This window comes from Ktedonobacter robiniae (assembly GCF_016587375.1).
GTDB classification, from domain to species: Bacteria; Chloroflexota; Ktedonobacteria; order Ktedonobacterales; family Ktedonobacteraceae; genus Ktedonobacter; species Ktedonobacter robiniae.
In genome coordinates this window covers 2,759,750-2,778,933 of sequence record NZ_BNJG01000001.1, presented here as the reverse complement: position 1 = coordinate 2,778,933, position 19,184 = coordinate 2,759,750, and the positions used below count along the sequence as shown (strand labels likewise).

Annotated in this window: 14 protein-coding genes; 6 read left to right on the top strand and 8 right to left on the bottom strand. The window is 53.8% G+C overall.

What is annotated here, in order from left to right; translation table 11 throughout:
* Positions 1-206 precede the first annotated feature (206 nt).
* The 8 genes from JMJ04_RS11680 to JMJ04_RS11645 form a co-directional block, all read right to left on the bottom strand.
* Complete coding sequence (locus tag JMJ04_RS11680) at positions 207-1,274, bottom strand: lytic transglycosylase domain-containing protein (protein WP_201370662.1); 1,068 nt, start codon at positions 1,272-1,274, stop codon at positions 207-209.
* 385 nt (positions 1,275-1,659) lie between these two features.
* A complete protein-coding gene (locus tag JMJ04_RS11675) occupies positions 1,660-3,087 on the bottom strand; it encodes a glycoside hydrolase family 57 protein (RefSeq protein ID WP_201370661.1) in 1,428 nt (475 codons plus the stop codon).
* Between the two features lie 18 nt (positions 3,088-3,105).
* On the bottom strand, positions 3,106-4,524 hold the full coding sequence (locus tag JMJ04_RS11670; protein ID WP_201370660.1) for a glycosyltransferase family 4 protein: 1,419 nt from the start codon (positions 4,522-4,524) through the stop codon (positions 3,106-3,108).
* Between the two features lie 334 nt (positions 4,525-4,858).
* Positions 4,859-5,791 (bottom strand): PASTA domain-containing protein, encoded by a 933-nt coding sequence (locus JMJ04_RS11665; RefSeq protein ID WP_201370659.1) that lies wholly within the window; start codon positions 5,789-5,791, stop codon positions 4,859-4,861.
* Positions 5,755-6,792, bottom strand: coding sequence for a protein kinase domain-containing protein (locus tag JMJ04_RS11660; protein WP_201370658.1), 1,038 nt, complete (start codon positions 6,790-6,792; stop codon positions 5,755-5,757). Before JMJ04_RS11660 ends, JMJ04_RS11665 begins: the two co-directional genes overlap by 37 nt.
* Before the next feature lie 337 nt (positions 6,793-7,129).
* Positions 7,130-9,169, bottom strand: coding sequence for a selenocysteine-specific translation elongation factor (gene selB, locus JMJ04_RS11655; protein WP_201370657.1), 2,040 nt, complete (start codon positions 9,167-9,169; stop codon positions 7,130-7,132).
* A gap of 210 nt (positions 9,170-9,379) precedes the next feature.
* Positions 9,380-10,291, bottom strand: coding sequence for an ABC transporter permease (locus JMJ04_RS11650; protein WP_201370656.1), 912 nt, complete (start codon positions 10,289-10,291; stop codon positions 9,380-9,382).
* 53 nt (positions 10,292-10,344) lie between these two features.
* Positions 10,345-11,325: an ABC transporter ATP-binding protein gene (locus JMJ04_RS11645; RefSeq protein WP_201370655.1), complete on the bottom strand. Its 981-nt coding sequence runs from the start codon at positions 11,323-11,325 to the stop codon at positions 10,345-10,347.
* A gap of 301 nt (positions 11,326-11,626) precedes the next feature.
* On the opposite strand from JMJ04_RS11645, the gene uvrC reads away from it, so the two are divergent.
* From uvrC to JMJ04_RS11615, 6 genes are all read left to right on the top strand, one after another.
* Positions 11,627-13,699: an excinuclease ABC subunit UvrC gene (uvrC, locus tag JMJ04_RS11640; RefSeq protein WP_201370654.1), complete on the top strand. Its 2,073-nt coding sequence runs from the start codon at positions 11,627-11,629 to the stop codon at positions 13,697-13,699.
* A 246-nt stretch (positions 13,700-13,945) separates the two neighbouring features.
* Positions 13,946-14,269 (top strand): FmdB family zinc ribbon protein, encoded by a 324-nt coding sequence (locus JMJ04_RS11635; protein ID WP_201370653.1) that lies wholly within the window; start codon positions 13,946-13,948, stop codon positions 14,267-14,269.
* A 1,068-nt stretch (positions 14,270-15,337) separates the two neighbouring features.
* Complete coding sequence (locus tag JMJ04_RS11630; RefSeq protein ID WP_201370652.1) at positions 15,338-15,562, top strand: hypothetical protein; 225 nt, start codon at positions 15,338-15,340, stop codon at positions 15,560-15,562.
* Between the two features lie 136 nt (positions 15,563-15,698).
* A complete protein-coding gene (locus JMJ04_RS11625; RefSeq protein ID WP_201370651.1) occupies positions 15,699-16,541 on the top strand; it encodes a sensor histidine kinase in 843 nt (280 codons plus the stop codon).
* A 603-nt stretch (positions 16,542-17,144) separates the two neighbouring features.
* Positions 17,145-17,459 (top strand): DUF4177 domain-containing protein, encoded by a 315-nt coding sequence (locus JMJ04_RS11620; RefSeq protein WP_007908158.1) that lies wholly within the window; start codon positions 17,145-17,147, stop codon positions 17,457-17,459.
* Between the two features lie 231 nt (positions 17,460-17,690).
* Positions 17,691-19,070, top strand: a complete 1,380-nt coding sequence (locus tag JMJ04_RS11615; RefSeq protein WP_201370650.1) for a helix-turn-helix transcriptional regulator — start codon at positions 17,691-17,693, stop codon at positions 19,068-19,070.
* Positions 19,071-19,184: the final 114 nt, after the last annotated feature.

The window sequence follows — 19,184 nt, the reverse complement described above, 5'->3', positions numbered from 1 at the left end:
CTTCTCGTCTACATTGAACAAGCAGGAACCGCCCTTGAAGATGGGTAGAGCATACCATCCATCCTCTTACCTCAGCATACCACACCAGTATATCTCCATATGGACATATCCATTGTATGTTGTAGCACAGGAAGAAGTCAAGGAGAGCAAAAGGTCCCATACAAAAAGCCGGCAGAATGCTCTGCCGGCTTTTTGTATGGGACCTTTTAAATGCCCATGATTTTGGTCAAGTAGTTGCGTGTCTCGGCGGGTAAATAATTCATCCAGTTTGCCCCGCCCTGGTTGACCGCGTTCTGCACGGTACCAGAGCCAGCATTATAGGAGGCCAGGGCCTTGGCATAGTCGCCACCCCACTGGTCACGTAGCTGCGCCATATATTTGGCGGCTCCATAGAGCGCCTGCACCGGGTCCCAGGGATTGAAGCCCAGGCCCGCTGCGGTAGAAGGAAGAAACTGCGCGATACCGACCGCGCCCGCCGGCGAGACTGCATTGGGGTTAAAACTGCTCTCGGAATAGATCTGGCGCACAAAATAGTCAGGATTAATCCCATACTTCGCCGCAGCCTCACGTGCGATCTGTACATACTGATTGGTCGAAAGCTGTGATGGGACACCAGCCGGAACGCCAGCCGATTGTGGGGGGTTGGCAGCTTTATCCTCCTGGTGAGGAGAAACGTTCCAACTATTAATTGGTGACTGAGCCAAGTTCATAAGATCCGTCAATGGATTACTGGTCTGCCCTCCACCTAAAGGAGTCAAGGAGAGCAAAGAGGTCAGGACCACACCGCACAACGCCCCTAGAACAATTGCATAGCGGAGCTGTGAGTTAATCCTCCTCACAGGCTTCAGGTCTTCTGTGTGACGCTCTGACTCGGGCAGAAGCGTGGTCGTCCGGCGCGAAGCTCTCGGCTTCTTGCCAGGGATTACAAGATATTTTGTGGCGGCGGTCTGCCGCTCGGGTGCAGACTGAAGGGCAGAGGTAACAAGGGCCTGCGTCGTTGCCACATCATAGAGCACACGCGTCGAAGCAGGCTGGATCGGACCCGTTGTCGTAGTGCCTGGCTGAAATGTGGGGGCGAGCGATCCTGTGTACTGGGGTGGAAGAGTAGTAGTGTTGGGCGCAGAAACCGATTGCGTATTGACACCATCGCCTGCGGCAGCGGACGTAATGGGAGGGAAGAGAGCATTGGTGTGAATAGGGCGCTCAGTCGTCACTTCATCCGTAGAAGTCCCTTCCACACGGCTAAACGACGGGAGAGAGCGAAATTGCGACATAACCTACCTCATTACTACAATAAACTACCTACTGGGAATGAGTCTAAACGATGTGGATGCGCTCGTCAATTTTCCGCCATCAACTGGGTGAAAAGTAATATGGTAAAGCACAGCAATTTTTAACCATAGCTTATGCATAAGTACATGATTAAAGCAGGTAAACCTTTATACTTACTTTTGGGCAATAGATAACATCATATGCACATTCTTAAATGACTTCTCGCGCCTGCGGCACTCGCTTTAGAGGAGGTGTGGAGGATGTTGGGAGCCTGCGGCTCCCAACATCCTCCACACCTCTTACCAGGGCAGACATCTAAAAAAGCACCGTGCATATGAGGTTAAACAAAAAGAAGCCCGGCAGGAGGTTACCTGCCGGGCTTCTTTGTTAGCTCTTCAGAGGTGGGGTAGGAGCAGCCAGCTCGCGCTGGCGCCTCCTGGGGCGAGGTTTAGGCGTCGCAAATGAAGCCTCCTCCTGGAGCACATCAGCGTCAACAGGAGCGTGTTGCCTCTTTAAGGGACGCGCACGAGGTTTAACACGACGGGCCGCACGGGCTGGAAGATAGGGCTCCATCGCGTGCAGCGTGTTCAGGTATACCTGCTGTTGCTCATAGATTAGCTCAGGAACTTCCAGGTGCCGCCATTCACGAGGAAGAAACGGCGCGATCTGGGCGCTGACATCGGCATAACGTAGGTGATCCACTTGGCTCAACCAGTGAGCAATATCGACTAGTGCGGGCTGCTCGGTCAGGCGAGCCATATTATGGACTGCGCTCATCAACTGGAGCAGGCGCCGCTGCGCGGAGGTTGCTACATACTCTGAGCCACCTTCGGGATCGAGCGAGCCACCTTGTAGCGCTGGCGTGACCGGAAGTGGCAGATAATGTGCCCCCGCCAGGTGACGCTCGCCCAACTCACTTAGCGTATGCGTCTGTATCCCAACGTGCTCTAGCTCGCCTGGAAGGGCGCGCAAAAAGTCGAAGATACCGCTTCCGCGACTATGGCGCTCACCAAATGTCTCGAAGTCCCAGCCCAGCACCAGTTGTTCACCAGAGGTCTGAGCCAACCATGAGGCATATGTGGTGGCATAGAGGGGGAAATCGGACCAGCGTATATCACTGAAGCGTACGCCGATATCATCACTCAACTGGCGATGGCGGGCAAACAAGAGCGGAGCATGTGATGAACGCTCCTCTCTCGCTCTCAGGCGCCTGGCGGCAATCGGGCGCGCATAGGCTCCCTCATCACCATAACGATAGAGATAGGTACAGTCACGCCAGCCCAGGATATGCGCCTGCCCATCCATTAGCGCGCCTTGAAAACCAGCGGCATCCAGAGCATTGTATAGTGGGGCCGACATAGCCAGTTCAGTGCTATCCACAATGCGTGGACGCTTGCCAAAAATTGTATGAAGGTCCTCAGCCATCTTGCGCATACTGGCCTCAAAGGCAGGCAGATCGAAGAGGAAAAGCAGGCTATGATAGGGTTCAACGCCCAATAATTCAACACGCTCTTCCGCCACCAGTTCGCGGAAGAGATCCAGCAAGGATGGCTCCCACGCCTGAGCTTGTTGGAGGAACGAGAGAGAGAAACCAATAGACAAACGCAGGCCATGACGAACCAGGTCCAGGAACATCCTTGTAGCTGGATAATAACAGTTCTGAGCAACCTGTCGAAAATAGCGCTCATTTAACGCCTCATCGAAGAGGCAACGAGCGATATCCTCAAGGGAGGCCCCGCGCGGTATAGGTTGCGCGGGGAGCTTTAAACGGCGAGGTTGATGGACTACGGTATAGAGCGCGACATCCGCGACCATAAAACCGTCCTCTCAAAACTAGACGCCATGCTTCTCCGCGACCTTTTCCTCCGCCTGCGAAGCTGGCTTTGTGTTACTAATCTGGGGCGCGCTTGGAGCATGTAAAGCTGCATTTGCCTGTATTGGCAGCAGCGGCACATTCTGTTTGCGAGCCAGGAACTCAAGCTTGCTCACCAGATTGGCAATGACACGGTCCCAGACAAACTGCGAGGAGGTGCGATAGCCTCCCTGGCGAATGCGCTCCTGCTCCTCGGGATGGCGCTGCATGTAGAGGAGATAACCGACGATCTCATCGGGGTCCTCGGTCTCAGTCACAATTGCATTCTCGAAGGAGATAGCGTAATCCTCACCGGTAGAGCCAGTCACCGCGATACCCTGCGCAGCCATGACCTCCAGGGCCACCAGGCCGAATGGCTCGTGGCCGCTATTAGCAAGCGTTGCATCGGCGGCGGCGTACGCCACACGCACAAACTCTTCGGGAAGGAAGAAGCGCAGATTGTAGACATCGGCGGGGCCAGCCTGCTCAATCAGGTCGATACACTGCTGCAAGTTGGGGCGCTTGGCTTCGATGTCGCGAATGACCAGGCCACGATGATAGGCATGACGTAGCACATCCGCACCATGAGGTTCGATACCACCGCGCACAAAAAGCGTTACCGGATGACCACTCTCTTTTAAGCGAGCCGCAGCCTCGATAGCCATCATCCAGCGTTTGTCGGGATCGAAGCGACCAATTTTGAAGAGGAAGAAACGACGTGGGTCATTTTGCCGGGCCACGGCGCGCAGGCGCGTCACAGCGTCCTGGTCCACTGGCTGCAAATAGCGCGCTGGAATACCATTGGGGATCACCAAAGGATTGACGCTGTAATTCCACATTTTATGCTTCATATACTTACTAACGGTACACAGCGTCGTCACAAAATTGAGGCGTCCCCAGTCGATACGATGCAGCGACATCAAGCTGTTAAGGTTCCACAGCATGAGGGTTCGCTGGCGCAGGCCAAACCAGTGCAACAGGTCGGAGGTGCGCATCATCGCTTCAGCAGTATGCCAGTCCTCACCCATAATCACGACCATTTTGCCTTCGGCGGCGGCGGGGCGCACAATTTCACTATAGATATGATAGGGAACGCTCTCGTTGTAGTCATAGAGCTTCTGTTCCTCACCATCATAGACACCATTGGGATAATACTGGCTTACCCACTGAGACCAGCGCTTGAGAATCAAACGCCCCTCAATACGGTGCTCAACACTAGGCTTCTGAGAATCGCCAATATAGATAAGGTGGGTCGTATACCCCTGCGTTGCCAATGCATCACTGAGCTCAGCGATGCGTGTCCCCAGGCCGCCAGCCGTCGAGTAGATATCTGGTCCCTCAAAGCACAGCAATACAAAGAGCGTATTCTCTGGCGATATCGCTCCATCAAGTTTCATCATAAGCAAAAAATCCTCTGGTTTAGAATAACAAGCGCGAGGAAGAGGTGACTGTTCCATAGCAAAAAAGGCCGCTTGTTCAGACATTCGCGACTACAATTTCAGTATATCACACACGCATGGCAGGCTATAGTACAGGCAACGCGAAATGTACTATGCGACACGCAGAAAGGTAGAGTTTTCGAGGGCTTCCCAGAGCCACTTCCACCATCCTCAATCTCTTTCCATAAATTCGATTTCATGGGCGGATAATGCAAAAAAGCGATATGGAAGCGGCAGGATGTCGCTTCCATATCGCGTAGATCTATATGCCCCTCTGTGAACCCTTCAGATCTGGTTAGGGTCGAGAGGATTGAGAGCGCAGTTGCGGCGGAGCCGCTATTGAGTTCATTGGTGAACCAGTCCCTGGCGTACCAATCGTCGTCTGTGGCGGCGTCGGTGTCGGCGTCGGCGGTGGCGACGTTGGTGTCGGCGTCGGCGGGGCCTTCGTCGGCGTTGGCGTCGGTGGGGCCTTCGTCGGCGTTGGCGTCGGCTGTTGTGTCGCCGTCGCAGCCGGTGAGGGCGTGGGATTAACACCGAGGTTTGCTACATAGACAATCACCACACCGCCATCGGTCACGGTCTGCCCCTCACCTGGATCAACACGAATCACTGTATTTGGGGGGAGTGTCGCGTCCGGACCCGCATCGACAGATGAAATCTGCGCATCTGTGAAGCCAGCATCCTTCAAACGTGTCTTCACTTCGTCAAGCGGCCGCTTGAGTAGTCCAGATGGCACTGTATGAGTAGTCGACTTCTTCTGCATCTCCAGCCCAATCACCGTATTGGGGGCAATCTTATCGCCGGGTTGGGATGACTGATGCAATACCACGCCATCCTGAGGACCCTTGATAATCTTGACCTGAAGGTGATTCTGCTGCGCGAGTTGTTGCGCCTCATCAAAGGTCAGATTGGTAAAGGTGGGAACCGTTACTAGGTTCGGACCAGGCGTCGAGGTTGCCGCAGGCGTCAGGCCAGGAATATGCACAACTCCTAGTTCGGCTGCCAGGAAAAAACTAAAACCTAATAATAGCAGAGCGGCAAGCACAATAAGTGCCGTCACAAAACCAGCAGCACGAGAGTTATTCTGGGGACGCCCAGGATACGGATATGCTAAATCGTCACGCTGGAAGGGGCGTGTTGTCCCACTCCCGGTGGTTGCAGTATACGGTACAGTCCCTTGTTCAGCAACCATCATCGGATCACCGGTGGCGGGTCCTGGAATAAGCATTTGATCGCCCGGATAGCCCTGGGCAGGCGCGACCACCCCTGATTGGGTGAGCTTATCTGTCCATAAGGTGAGGAGACACCTAAGCGAGGAGACGAGACAGCGGCACCATACCCACTGGAGCCGGCAGGAGGCGTTGACACACTACCTGGCGTCACACCGTGCGCGAGGCCAATCTCCTCCTGGCCCAGTGTTTCAAGCGCACGCGCCAGAGAGCTTCCATCTCGATACCTCATCTCGGGAATCTTCTCCAGGCAACGCAGGATCACGTCCTCCAAAGCTGGAGGGATATTAGGATTGAAATGACTGGGGGGCGCGGGAGTATCTTGAATATGCTGCATGGCTACCGCGACAGGGGTATCGCCATCAAAGGGCGTCCGTCCCGTCAACATCTCGTACATGACGATGCCCAGGGCGTAGACGTCAGCGGCAGGACTCACGATCTCGCCCTGCGCCTGTTCTGGCGCATAGTATTGTACGGTTCCCAACGTCATGCCAGTCGTTGTCAGGCGCTCGGCGTTGATATCCTTGTATACACTGGCGATACCAAAATCGGTAAGCTTGATAGAGCCATCACGTCCCACAAGCACATTCTGGGGTTTGACATCTCTATGGACAATTTGACGACGGTGAGCGGCACCCAGGCCCAGAGCGACATCGTGCGCGATAATGATCGCCCGATCCACGGCCAGCACACCACGCGAACGCAGGTAGCGGCGCAGATCGGTCCCTTCGATCAGTTCCATCACGATGAAATAATTGCCATCACTCTGGCCATAATCGTAGACCTGTACGATATTAGGATGTTGAAGGGATGAAGCGGCCTTTGCTTCGCGCTGGAAGCGAGTGACAAACTTTGGATCGGTGCTATAGACCTCGCGCAGCACTTTAATAGCGACATCGCGTTCCATGTGCAAATCGCGTCCACGATAGATCGTGGCCATGCCGCCACGGCCTATGGCCTCTTGTAGTCGGTATCGCTCACCCAAAACTTCGATTTGCATAGTTCTCCGCACTGTACAGGCAATAGTTGTGTCGCCAACCATACCGGGGCAACACAGAAGTCAGAAGGCGGCACCACGGATATCCCCAGGTGCTGCTTGGGATAAAGAAAAAACACCTTTGGCCCCAAAGGCGCAGATCAACGGCTCAACCCTGGTATTCCAGACTCTCCGGGCGTACGCCTCGGGGATTTCAGGCTCAGCCAGTACATGCATACATCGTGCAACTTATTGTAACCTATTCTGCGACAGAATGGAACACTCTCCACAAAACTAGGAAATAGTGTTCCACTACAAGCTTTTTCAAGCTATCTCATCAGCTCTATAAGCCTGTAGAAGCCTATTCAGCTCTCGGCACAGGTAGCCTGGCATTACTACCGGGGGCCAGCATACGCACATCGCCAGCACGACGCGTTATGCGTAGTATATCCAGGTGCTCAAGCAAGGGCACGATATATTTACGACTGGTATCCAGCACATCACGCGCCTCCGCCGCAGTCATCGTTTCATGCGTGCTCATATAGCGCACTAATCTAGAGATGGCCTCGTCATAGGTCTCATGCAGGAAGAGCACGCTCTCGCTCACTTTGACCAGGCGTCCCTGCTCAATCAGCGCCGCCACCACCTCGGGGTCCGCCAGTTTCTCAGCCTCTCCCAGCACTGGTGGCGCAAACGGTTGCTTGCGAAAAGTCCGCTCCAAAACCTCCACCTGGCGCTGTTGTGCATCTGTAAACCTTGGCTTGAAGTCAGGCAGGCGTAGCAAGCTCATAGGACGCGACGCGCTCGTCTCCTGATCAGCCAATTCCAGAACACCCTCCTCAAATAGGGCCATAAAGATGTCGTTTACCTGCCTGGCTGAAAGATTCAAGCGTGTACGCCACTCCTCTTTGGCCAACCCATTGCGCAAGGGATATTGGCGGTGATAGTTGGCAAGTAGGCGACTACTCTCCTCGATCAGGATATTCCAGATGGAACGCGCGAACCAGAGCCCCCGAGTGCCTTCATCCTTATCCCCAGCCACACTCTTCGTTCCTATATGGCGAACTCGCTCTTCTATTAACAACGACTTGAGCGCCTGCCATGTCACATCTTCGGCAAGATTCGCTAAACGTGCAACCTCCGTCAGCTCATATCCCTGTAGCCCGATCAACGTCCTGGCCTCCAGACGACTTGCCTCACCTGGCTTTGCGCGACCAGCGCGCGCGGTAATGGCCCGCCTATCCAGGGCTGCCAGCACCAGTTCCTCCGGCGTTCCCTGCTGAAGTTGCTCTAGAGCTGCCAGCACAGGCTGCTGGAAGCGACGATGATAGCGCGGATGCACATCTACAACCTCACCTCCTCCAATCGTCAGGCTGGGCGAGGGAATACGCAGAATAAAAGCGTCACGACGAGCCGTTACCGCCGGACGGCTCAGACGCAATTGCGCCCAACAGCTCTCGCCCGGCTGCAACTCATCTGTATCCAGGAGACGCACACGCGCGGGAATCTCCTGTGAACCGCAGTAGAACTCCACCTGGGTGTTATGAGTTAGCGAACGCTCAGTATCGGCAAGGAGCGAGATACGTGCGTCCAGCAGCAGCGTCGAACGTAACTGGCCCGGCAAGACGACCACATCTCCACGCTTAAGCTCCGTACGTGCAATGCCTGGCAGATTGATCGCGACCCTGCTGCCGGGATACACCACATCGCGACTCTGTTTGTGCATCTGTAAACTACGAACACGACTCTTCTGGCCTCCTGGTAACACCTCGACCTCCTGCCCCTGGCGCAGACTCCCATCGAGCAGGGTTCCCGTCACCACCGTACCAAAGCCGGTCAGGGTAAATACGCGGTCGATGGGCAGGCGGGGACGAGCGATATCCTGGCGCGCCTCGGCCTCATCAAGCAGGTGCTCAAGTTCAGCCAGGAGTTGAGGCAGTCCCTGGCCAGTGTAGGCCGACACTGGGAGAATAGCGGCTCCTGATAGGGTTGTAGGGCTTATCTGTTGCGCGACCTCCTCGCGTACCAGTTCCAGCCACTCCTCATCCACCAGGTCCGCCTTGGTGATCGCAACCACGCCGTGGCGCACACGTAGGAGGTCCAGGATCGCCAGGTGCTCACGTGTCTGAGGCATGATACCCTCATCGGCGGCAACGACCAGCAGCGCCGCGTCAATCCCGCCTACGCCCGCCAGCATATTTTTAATAAAGGCCTCGTGACCAGGCACATCGACGATACTCACCTCGCGCCCTTGAGGAAGTTTGAGCCAGGCAAAACCAAGATCAATGGTCATACCTCGCTCTTTCTCCTCCACAAGCCTATCGGGATCAATGCCCGTTAAGGCCTCAACCAGGGTCGATTTGCCATGGTCGACATGGCCAGCTGTGCCAATACAACTCATTGCGTCACCAACATGCAGGCAGCATACACTGTTATGGCCTTCCTCCTAATCCAAAGTGTCTCCTATTCTTGCTCATCATATTATAGACCTTTTCCGAGACATTTGCATAAGAGCCTTCGCGCCTGCAGCGCGCAAGAGAAAAGGGTGTATGCATAGGAAGTGGGCCTTGCCCACTTCCTATGCATACACCCTTTTCTCTTTAAAAGAAACTTATTCGTGAACGTCGCGTTTCCAGATCACGCCAATGGAGATGACGAGGAAGGCAACAGCATAGGCCAGAGCAACCCAGAGCGTGTGTGGACCATCCACATTGACAAAGGGCGAGAAGGTCACTGTGATATCCAGGCTCTTAGGGAGCAAAGCTTTGGGCATCACATTCAATATGGGTCCCAGCAGGTACGCCGTGACATCCAGGAAGAACTGCTGCTTGGTAAAGCCATGAGCCAGGTACAGGAAGAGCGACCCAATGTTATCCACCGCGAACCAGGCTAGAGCCACACTCATGCCAAAGGCCAGCGAGCGTCCAAGCACACTTACTGTGGCAGTCATGAGAATGGTTACCGCGAAGCTAATCGCGACCGTATACAGGTAGATGCCGATATTATTCCAGACCTCGGCCGGCATCTTATCGATGATACTGATACTACCACCCTGGGAGTAGAGCGTCACCAGCACCAGTAAGGCATTAAACAGCACCCCGACTACAAACAGCTCAATGCCGACAATCAACATGGCCGTAAGCTTGGCCAGCAGGAGCTGTACGCGTCCAACACCACGCGCCAGGATAATCCGTATGGTTCCGTTCTGATACTCCACACCGATCATGAGGCCCGTCAGAATCATCAAGAAGATGCCACCAAAGACGCGCAGCACAAACAGGGTCATATTCATTTCGCTATAGAAGAACTGCGGCGAGCTGGTGGCAATGTTCGTATGAGTGCTGCTATTACTGGCAATAATAAAGTGCAATAAGATTGTTCCCGCGACCAGGCAGAGAACCATAAGCCAGGTCAACCACTGGCGTGATAATTTGATCAGTTCGCCCTGGATCAGACCCAGAAAACTAGGCCGCGCAGACTGCGCTAGAGATGATGCAGGGGACTTAGCAACCACTGTGCTCACGACTTCACTCTCTTTCCTCAATCGAATATAGCTGGATAGTTGATAATATCGTTTTAGATGCCAGTATGACCGTCGGTCAGGCGCAAGAAGGTTTCTTCAAGATCATATTTAGTTGTTTTTAGCTCGTCAGGCATAAAGCCAGCCTGGGTCAGGAAGGCATTGAGGTTACGCCCTCGGTTATTGGGCGCCAGGGTTACGATATCGCCCTGCTCATCCAGGCGCGCGTTCGCGCCCCATGGCTGCTCTTTCAGTAGAGCTAGAGCCTGCGCAGCCTGCTCCACTTTCACAGTAAACTCGCCCTTACCCGTCGTCAGATCCTTCACCGTCGTCTCGGTAATGAGCTTACCAAAGTTAATGATCGCCACGCGGTCACAGATCTGCTGCACCTCGGTTAGCAAGTGGCTCGACATGAGGATGGTCTTGCCCTCAGACGTCAGGCGATGCAGGAAGTCGCGCATCTCTACAATACCTGCCGGGTCCAGGCCATTAGCGGGTTCATCCAGCAACAACAGTTCAGGATCTTGCAGGAGCGCGACCGCGATCCCCAAACGCTGACGCATACCCAGGGAATAGGTGCGGACCTTGTCCTTCTGGCGGCCCGTCAGGCCAACGATCTCCAGAACCTCGTCAATACGCTTTGCGGGCACGCCACCCAGGACTTTACTCAAGGCCAACAGGTTATCTCGCCCAGACATATAGCGATAAAGCGCAGGCGTCTCAATCAGGGCACCAACGCGGGGCAACACCTCGCTGCGATGTGCCAGTGTGTCCTGTCCCATGACCTCGACGCTCCCAGAGGTCGGCCTGATCAGGCCCAGAATCATACGGATAGTTGTGGTCTTGCCCGCACCGTTGGGGCCAAGGAAACCATAGATCTCACCCCGGCGAATATCCAGATTGAGGTTATCCACGACCACGCGCTGCTTATACTGCTTGGTTAGATTATGTGTGCATAACACAGTCTCGCCAGCACGCTCAGAAGCAGCGTGAGCGGAGACCTGGCGAGCGAGGCCCGCAATGTCAACTTGCGACATAGATAGAAGATTCCTTTCGCTACCATTGCCCATCTGCACGCCGCTAAAAGTCGCGTCAAACGGGAGGAGTATTCAGCTTCACTAGTAGGACGTAGGTAATCATATCTCAACAATGTCGCGGAGACATCACATAATTGTCGCAAACCTGTCGCAAATTGTCAGAGCGTCGACAGCACTGGCGCAAAGGGGTATAATTGAGGGCACGAACAAAGTATCTATCCACACACTTCTGAAAATATGCGCATACCCTGTGCCCTTCAGGGTAGCCAGTAGCGCTGGTCGAGAGCAAGAGATAATAAACATGAACGAAAAGATTCAGTCGGTACTCAATTCACTACCACACAAACCGGGCATCTACTTGATGAAGGATGGCGAGGGAACGATTATCTACGTGGGCAAAGCCATCTCGCTCTATAACCGCGTACGCTCATATTTTCAAGAATCGACCGACCACAGTCCCAAGAACCGCAGCATGGTCGCTAAGATCGAGGACATTGAGTTCCTGGTCGTTCGCAACGAGGTCGAGGCGCTTGTCCTGGAGAGCAACTATATCAAGCAGTATCGCCCCAAATATAATGTGCTTCTGCGCGACGACAAGAGCTACCCCTACATCAAAGTATCGCTCAACGAGGACTTTCCCCGCGTGTACCGTGTGCGTAGCTTTCAACGCGACGGCAACCGCTACTTTGGCCCCTATACCAACTCGGGGGCCGTCGATGCGACCCTGGATCTGCTCAATAAATTATTCGCCTTCCGCACCTGTCGCTATGATGCCAGCGTCTGGGCGCCTCCACGTACTGGCGAGCCGCCCGCTGGCTGGAAGCAAAAATTGCTGAACCGTCCCTGCACCCAGTACTATATTCATCGCTGCATCGCGCCCTGCGTCGGCTACGCCAGCCGTGAGGAGTACGATAAGATTATCCAGCAAGTCATCCTCTTCCTGGAAGGCAAACACGACGAGGTGCTCAAAGATCTCCAGCGCCGCATGGAAGAGGCGGCGGAGAACCTCAACTTTGAGGAGGCCGCGCGCATTCGTGACCGCATCAAAGCCGTTGAGCGCGTGCTGGAGAAACAACGGATTATCAACACCGAGGGGCAGGATGACCAGGATGTTGTCGCGCTTGCCAGCGGTGACGACGAGACCTGCGCCCAGGTCTTCTTCTTCCGTAGCGGCAAGCTGATTGGACGCGAATACTTCATTCTCCAGGGAACACGCGATAGCGCGCCTGGCGAGATCATGAGTTCCTTCCTCCAACAATTCTATGAAAGCTCACCCCATATCCCCGCCGAAATTCTCGTCGAGGCCGAGCCCGATGACCGCGAGGTTCTCCAGAGCTGGCTCAAAGAGAAGCGACGCGGAACCAGTGCCGCGGGACGCAGCGCCAGTGTCACCATCAACGAACCCAAACGCGGCGAGAAGCTGCGCCTGGTCGAAATGGTACATAACAACGCCAAGGAGGTTCTGGAGCAGCAGCGCATCAAGTGGCTCACCGATAGCCAGAAGACACAGATGGCCCTGGAGGAGTTGCAGGAGGCCCTCAACCTCGTCTCAGCCCCACAGCGTATCGAATGCTACGATATCTCCAACACCCAGGGTTCTAACTCAGTTGGCGCGATGGCGGTCTTCGAGGGTGGCAAGCCAAAAAACAGCGAATACCGCCGCTTCAAGATCAAGACCGTCGAGGGAGCCAACGATGTAGCCAGTCATCAAGAAGTGCTGCGCAGGCGCTTCCGCAAGGCGGCAGCACTCCAGGAGGCCACTCTTGAGCGCGAGAGTACGGCCGCCGTGGAGGGGGTCAGCCTGCGGGCGAACGGCGAGGAAGAGATTGGGGGCGAGAGTGAGCAAAACGCCCTCCAACATAACTGGGCCATGCCTGACCTGATCCTGATCGATGGTGGCAAACCCCAACTCAACGCCGCACTCCAGGTATTACAGGAGCTAGAGCTGGACATTCCCATCATTGGTGTCGCCAAGGAAGAAGGCTCGCATACCCGCTCCACAACGCAGGAAGAGTTGCATATTCCGGGGACGTTGGAACCCATACTCCTGCCACGCAACTCGCAGGGCCTCTATCTGGTACAGCGTATTCGCGACGAAGCCCACCGCTTCGGTATTACCTATCACCGCAAGCTACGCACAAATCGCACCTTTAAGTCACTGCTCGACGAGATTCCCGGCATCGGTCCCAAGCGCAAGCAGGCGCTCATGAAACACTTTGGCTCCGTACGTGCCATCAGCACAGCCAGCCTTGACGAGCTGGCAGCCATTGATGGAATGACCAGAGATTCCGCCGAGAAGGTCAAAGAGTTCATTGGACGGAATATGGGAGCGATCACAGGTCTCACCTCTGAGCAACCAGGCGATTCAGACTAGCGGCAATGGGAGACAAAGGCTACTCAGGCAGGCTAATTCTCTAACCATGCACACCCCTGCCGATAGAACATAATACACAACAGAAATAAAATGGCGCTCTATAGTGTTATGCATAACGAGCGCTAGCAGTCATCATCTGCGATTGACACCTGCACAATTTCGCGCTACTATGCTGAACAATGGTATGTGATATGGGGCGCAAAGACGCCTTTGGAATAATCGAAATATATGAGAGGTGATTGATATATGCCAACGTACGAGTATCTCTGCCGAACCTGTAATCATCGCTTTGAAACCTGGCAAAAAATGACTGATGAGCCTTTAACAGTCTGCCCTGAGTGTGGTGGCGCTATTCGCCGCGTGCTGTACGCGTCGGGCGTAATCTTCAAGGGCTCTGGTTTCTATTCAACAGACCATAAAGGTGGCAACGGCACCGCCTCTGCCTCCACGGGTAGCGAGAGCGCTAAGAACGAGAGCGCGACAAGCGACAGTAAAGTGGAAAGTAAGAGCGAAAGCCCGGCATCAACGCCCTCAACCGAGAGCAAGGCCGCGACTCCAGCAGCATCTTAATTGCTGCCAGGCGCGGACCTTCCTCCGCGTCCCATCTCGAGTTCCAGGCCCAAAGCACCGCAAGGTGCTTTTTTTATGCGCTCCCCCTGCCAGCGAGGGATTGAGAGCTTTTACCAATATTGAGATCTGTAAGAAAGCCGCTTGGCAAACATCTACTTTGTAGTATTATGGAAAAAAATGCTTTTCCAGTCTACAAGCGGCTTCAGCATATTTTTCTGTTGATAAATGTCCATTTTCTTGTCTTTTTCTCTTACATAATTCTTTATGGGTCAACATAGGGTTTGTTGCATTTACATTTATGTATCTTGAGTTTGTTCTTGGTGCTATGAATAGAAACATACGAAGTAAAAGGTTTTTGTAGTGCTCACGCATATGAATCTCAACAGTAGTTTTTTCTTAGTACAAAAGCATTAAATTCAAATTCAATGCTTTTGTACAGAAAGGAGGACTCAGTGAAATTCTCTACAAAGATAGTTATGCTGACCGTGTTCAGTGGGCTGTTTGCACTGCTGCTACTCATAGGTTCAACACAATCAGCATCAGCCGCCAGTACTACAACGACGATGCCAAGCAAGACAGCAACAGCTACCCAATATCCGTACTACTACCCGTACTATCGCCCGTACTACTACCCGTACTACTACCCGTACTATCGCCCGTACTACTACCCGTACTATCGCCCGTACTACTACCCGTACTATCGCCCGTACTACTACCCGTACTATCACCCGTATTATTACCGCTAGCGAGGCGGCTACGGTCGCTTAGGTGGCTGCTTCCGTTAAAAAAGGAGAAAATTAGGCGACCCGAGCCAGCTCCGTGTAGCGAAGTGGAACGGAGCTGGCTCGGGTCGCCTTTACAGAATGAAGAGAGGTCCTGATAGTAGTGACTACCAGGGGCTCTCTTACTCTTTTGTGCTCTCGTTTAATGCTTCTCGATAGGAGATGTATAATATTGTTTGTTTACTGTTGTGTTTTATTGGCTTAGATATCTATTTTGTAGTAAAATAGGCGTAAGTGGCATATGAAAAGAAATATTACAGAAGAACTGCTAGAAAGAAGGAAGGGCATGGAAGAGTCAATGTTAGCTGCATTACAGCGCCAGCAGATCGAAATCGCGGTAGGTGAACTACTTTTGAGTAGTGATCACTACATGCGTGGCAGCATCGCTGAGCGTATTCGCCACTTAATTTCCCATGCTGACCGGACGCTTGATATCACGAAATTTAGCGAGATGGCACGCGAAGAACTGGCGGATCTCAATCTCCTGCCTCCACTCGGCGAGGAGGTATAGCCCTCACACTCAATACTACCCAATACTCCTAGGAGCTTGTCTTATTAACGCGTGTGCGGGCGTTATTCGGTGTATACTAAAATTACACAATCTATACCAGGAGATAGAAAAGCCAGAATCCGAGGAGACCCGGGGTATGCAGGTGCAACACGAGAAATCACAAGATAGGCTCATTGAAGAGTTACAACAACAGATAGATCAGCTCACAGCGGAAAACCTCCTGCTCAAGGAACAAATTACGCGCAAGGAGCAGTTCACGGCCATGATCGCGCATGAACTGCGTAGCCCCCTTGCGCCCATCATCAACTATGCGCAGATGTTAAACCGAGGTCTCTTCGCTCCCAAAAACAATGTCGCGGATCCTGTCAAAAAATCCCTTTCGCGCAATACCAGTATTATTATCAGCCAGGCTCAGAAGCTGGCACGCCTGGTGAACGACCTGCTAGATGCCTCAAGATTGGCTTCTGACCAGTTTACGCTTATTTGCAAACCCTGTGATGTTGTCGAGCTTGGCCGCGAGGTTGTTGAACAGTTGCGCCCTGTAGCGCCCTATCATTCTTTTGTCGTGGACGCACCTGTTCAAGCGATAAACGGCTGCTGGGATGGGGGGCGGCTCCAACAGGCCATAGGCAACCTGCTAGACAACGCGATTAAGTACTCCGATGAGCGGAGCACCATCACTCTGCGCATCCAACTCTTAGAGCCTGCCTTCGACCAGCCGGAAAAGGTCAAGGTTAGCGTCCATAACCAGGGCGTCAGCATCCGCACAGAGGATATGCAGCACCTCTTCCGCCCCTTTGGGCGACTGGAAGCGACACGCGAAATTCGCCAGGGTTCAGGGCTCGGTCTCTACATCACCAAGTCCATCATCGAGGCTCATGATGGGAAGCTCTGGCTAGAAGAAGCGACCCCAGGCAGTCAAAACGGCACGACCTTCACCTTCGAGCTGCCGATACAACAAAACCTCTTCGCTCAATAGCGTGACGCTACTAAAGTACGGGTCTACATATAATAGCGCTAAATACCTCATACCATTATATATAGACGCGTGCGCTTGCCCCCGAATGGGGTTAGCAGCGGTCATCATCCCCCTGTCTGTTTCTACAGGCTCCTCTCCTGTTAGTTTGCACGGGCAGAAAAACCCGCCAAATTAGCGGTGTGAAGCGACCTATGTGCAGAGTATACTTACCACTGTGCGAGGGAAGCCCACCAGTAACCACACCAACGGTGAGCAACGCTGTTTGTGGAACCCGGCGTTGCGCGTCGTCAAACCCTGACATGCCTACTGATGTAGCGCATGGCTGGTGTGGCCTGGTGGGGACCATCATCAAAGTTTACAGCTAAAGAAATTACAGACAGTACTTGAAAATGTATGTAGATTGCGGTAAAATACTTTTACTACCATAAAAAAAGAAGAGGTTGAAAGAACCATCCTTTTCTCGCAAGAGAGGTAGTAGCTACATGTGAGATACCCTCCAAAGGTCTCTTGCCCGGCTAGGGCCACACACGGGTAATCCCGTGCGGTGTGCGGAGTATTCACCGCAATCCATACGTTTTCACACGTTTGGAAAGGCAGCGGATCATGAGCCAGTGGGCGTATAAGGTCGTGTATATCGATTATCGCGGGCGTATCTCATGCGAGGGTCAGGAGACCCTTATTGGCGATCAAGAGCGACGGAGCGCCTTTGCCCGCCGCTACATGAACGAGCTGGGCAAGGAGAACTGGGAGCTGGTCAGCCTCCAGCCTCTGACCTCTAACTCGGCCTACTACATCTTCAAGCGCCCTGCTCAGGAGGGCGACTACGCGGAAGAGCAGCCAGCCACCAGCGCTGAGCAGCCACAGGCACAACCCACCAGCGAGAATCCCGCGAGCGGGCCGACCATCGAAAATGCTTAACAAATAAGTGATATGCAAGAAGGAGTGCTGGTTGGCAGCCAATGGCTGCCAACCAGCACTCCTTCTTGCATATCACTTATTTTATATACTTTTATCCCATTTACTAGCTTTTATACATTTTTATGTTATTATTAACAAATTAAGAACACATTGTAAAACAAAGCACAACATAGATGTTCACACTGTGTCACCAGCCTATACCGTAGGACATGTGGAAAGGGAAGAGGAAATATGAGTGATCACGCTATCCATCCATTACGTGCCGCCCGCCAGAGCTTCAACCTTACGCAAAAACGCCTGGCCCTGGAGACAGGTGTCGCCCCCCAGACCATTATGCGCGCCGAGCAAAATAAGCCCATCAACGCGGATTCACGTCGCCGCCTCTGCGCATATTTTCACATGACGTCGGATGCCCTGGGACTAGTCAGTGATAAGCGTGAGCAACACAAAGGGAGACATGGCGAAGACGAATCTTTAGAGCCTGTGTCTTCACAAACGCGCTCACGGATGCTCATTCGTGGTCAGGCCCTGGCCATCCAGGAGTTAGAGAGCGCCGATATGGAGCAATCCCGGCGCGGCTTTCTCCAGGCTCTGGGTATCACCGGCACCTCGCTAGCGGCCTCCTCCTCACCATTACTCTATCCACCGCTCTGGGAGCGCCTCTCGCGAGTCCTCGCCCAACCATCCAACATGGATAATGAAACACTCCTGCACCTGGAAGCCATTGTGCGCGATAGCTGGCGCGTCCTCCCTACGATGCTTGGCACCTTTTCCCAAAGCCTCTTGCAATATGTGCTCCAACGCCTGGAAATCGTCACGCAGCTCCTCTCAACAACTCTTGTGACTGAGCAACGCATACGCATCGCTAGTGTAGCAGCTGAACTTACACAGATCGCGGGCGAGCTTCTCTTCGACATGAAGGAGAGCGAGCAGGCCGACCGCTACTATGCAGTAGGGCTGGAGGCAGCGCGCGTCACGCAAAATCCCCTGATGCAAGTGACCCTCCTGGGGCGCCGGAGCTTTATCCCTATCTATGGGGAGAAGCCAGAAAAAGCCATCCCCTGGCTGCAACAAGCAAATGTCATCGCCAGGCGCAATGTCCCCTCCATCACGCAAGCCTGGCTGGCCTCCATCGAGGCAGAGGCATACGCCAATCTCCGCCAGACCCAGGACAGCCTGCAAGCCCTGCAAAAGGCGGAATACTTCCTGGAGCAACATGAATCCCGACGCAACGGCGAAAACGCACACACGCGCTTCTCCCATACCGTACTCCTCGGCTACCAGGGAGTATGCAACCTGAAGCTCCAGCGCCCGAAAGGGGCTCTTCCGGCCCTACAAGCGGCTCTTCAGCATATGGACGGCGCGCGTACACGTCATCGAACTATCGTCCTCATCGATATTGCCTCCGCCTACCTACAACTAGGCGAGATCGAGGGTACACTCCACTACATCGACCTGGCCCTTGAGACGCTCAAACAGGTGAAATCCGCCCGCGTCCTGCAACGCCTGAACGATCTCAATCACGCCCTAACCCCCTGGAAAGGCCTCTCCGACGTCAAACAACTGGATGAGAAGCTCCTCGCCATACGACCCCTCATCGCTCAACATTAAAAGGAAGTCATGTGCAGTTGTGAGTTGCGCGCAACTCACAACTGCACATGACTTCTTAACGTCCTCGACGTGCTACCGTGTAGGCTGATATAATGTTGGCAGGCAAGTAATGCC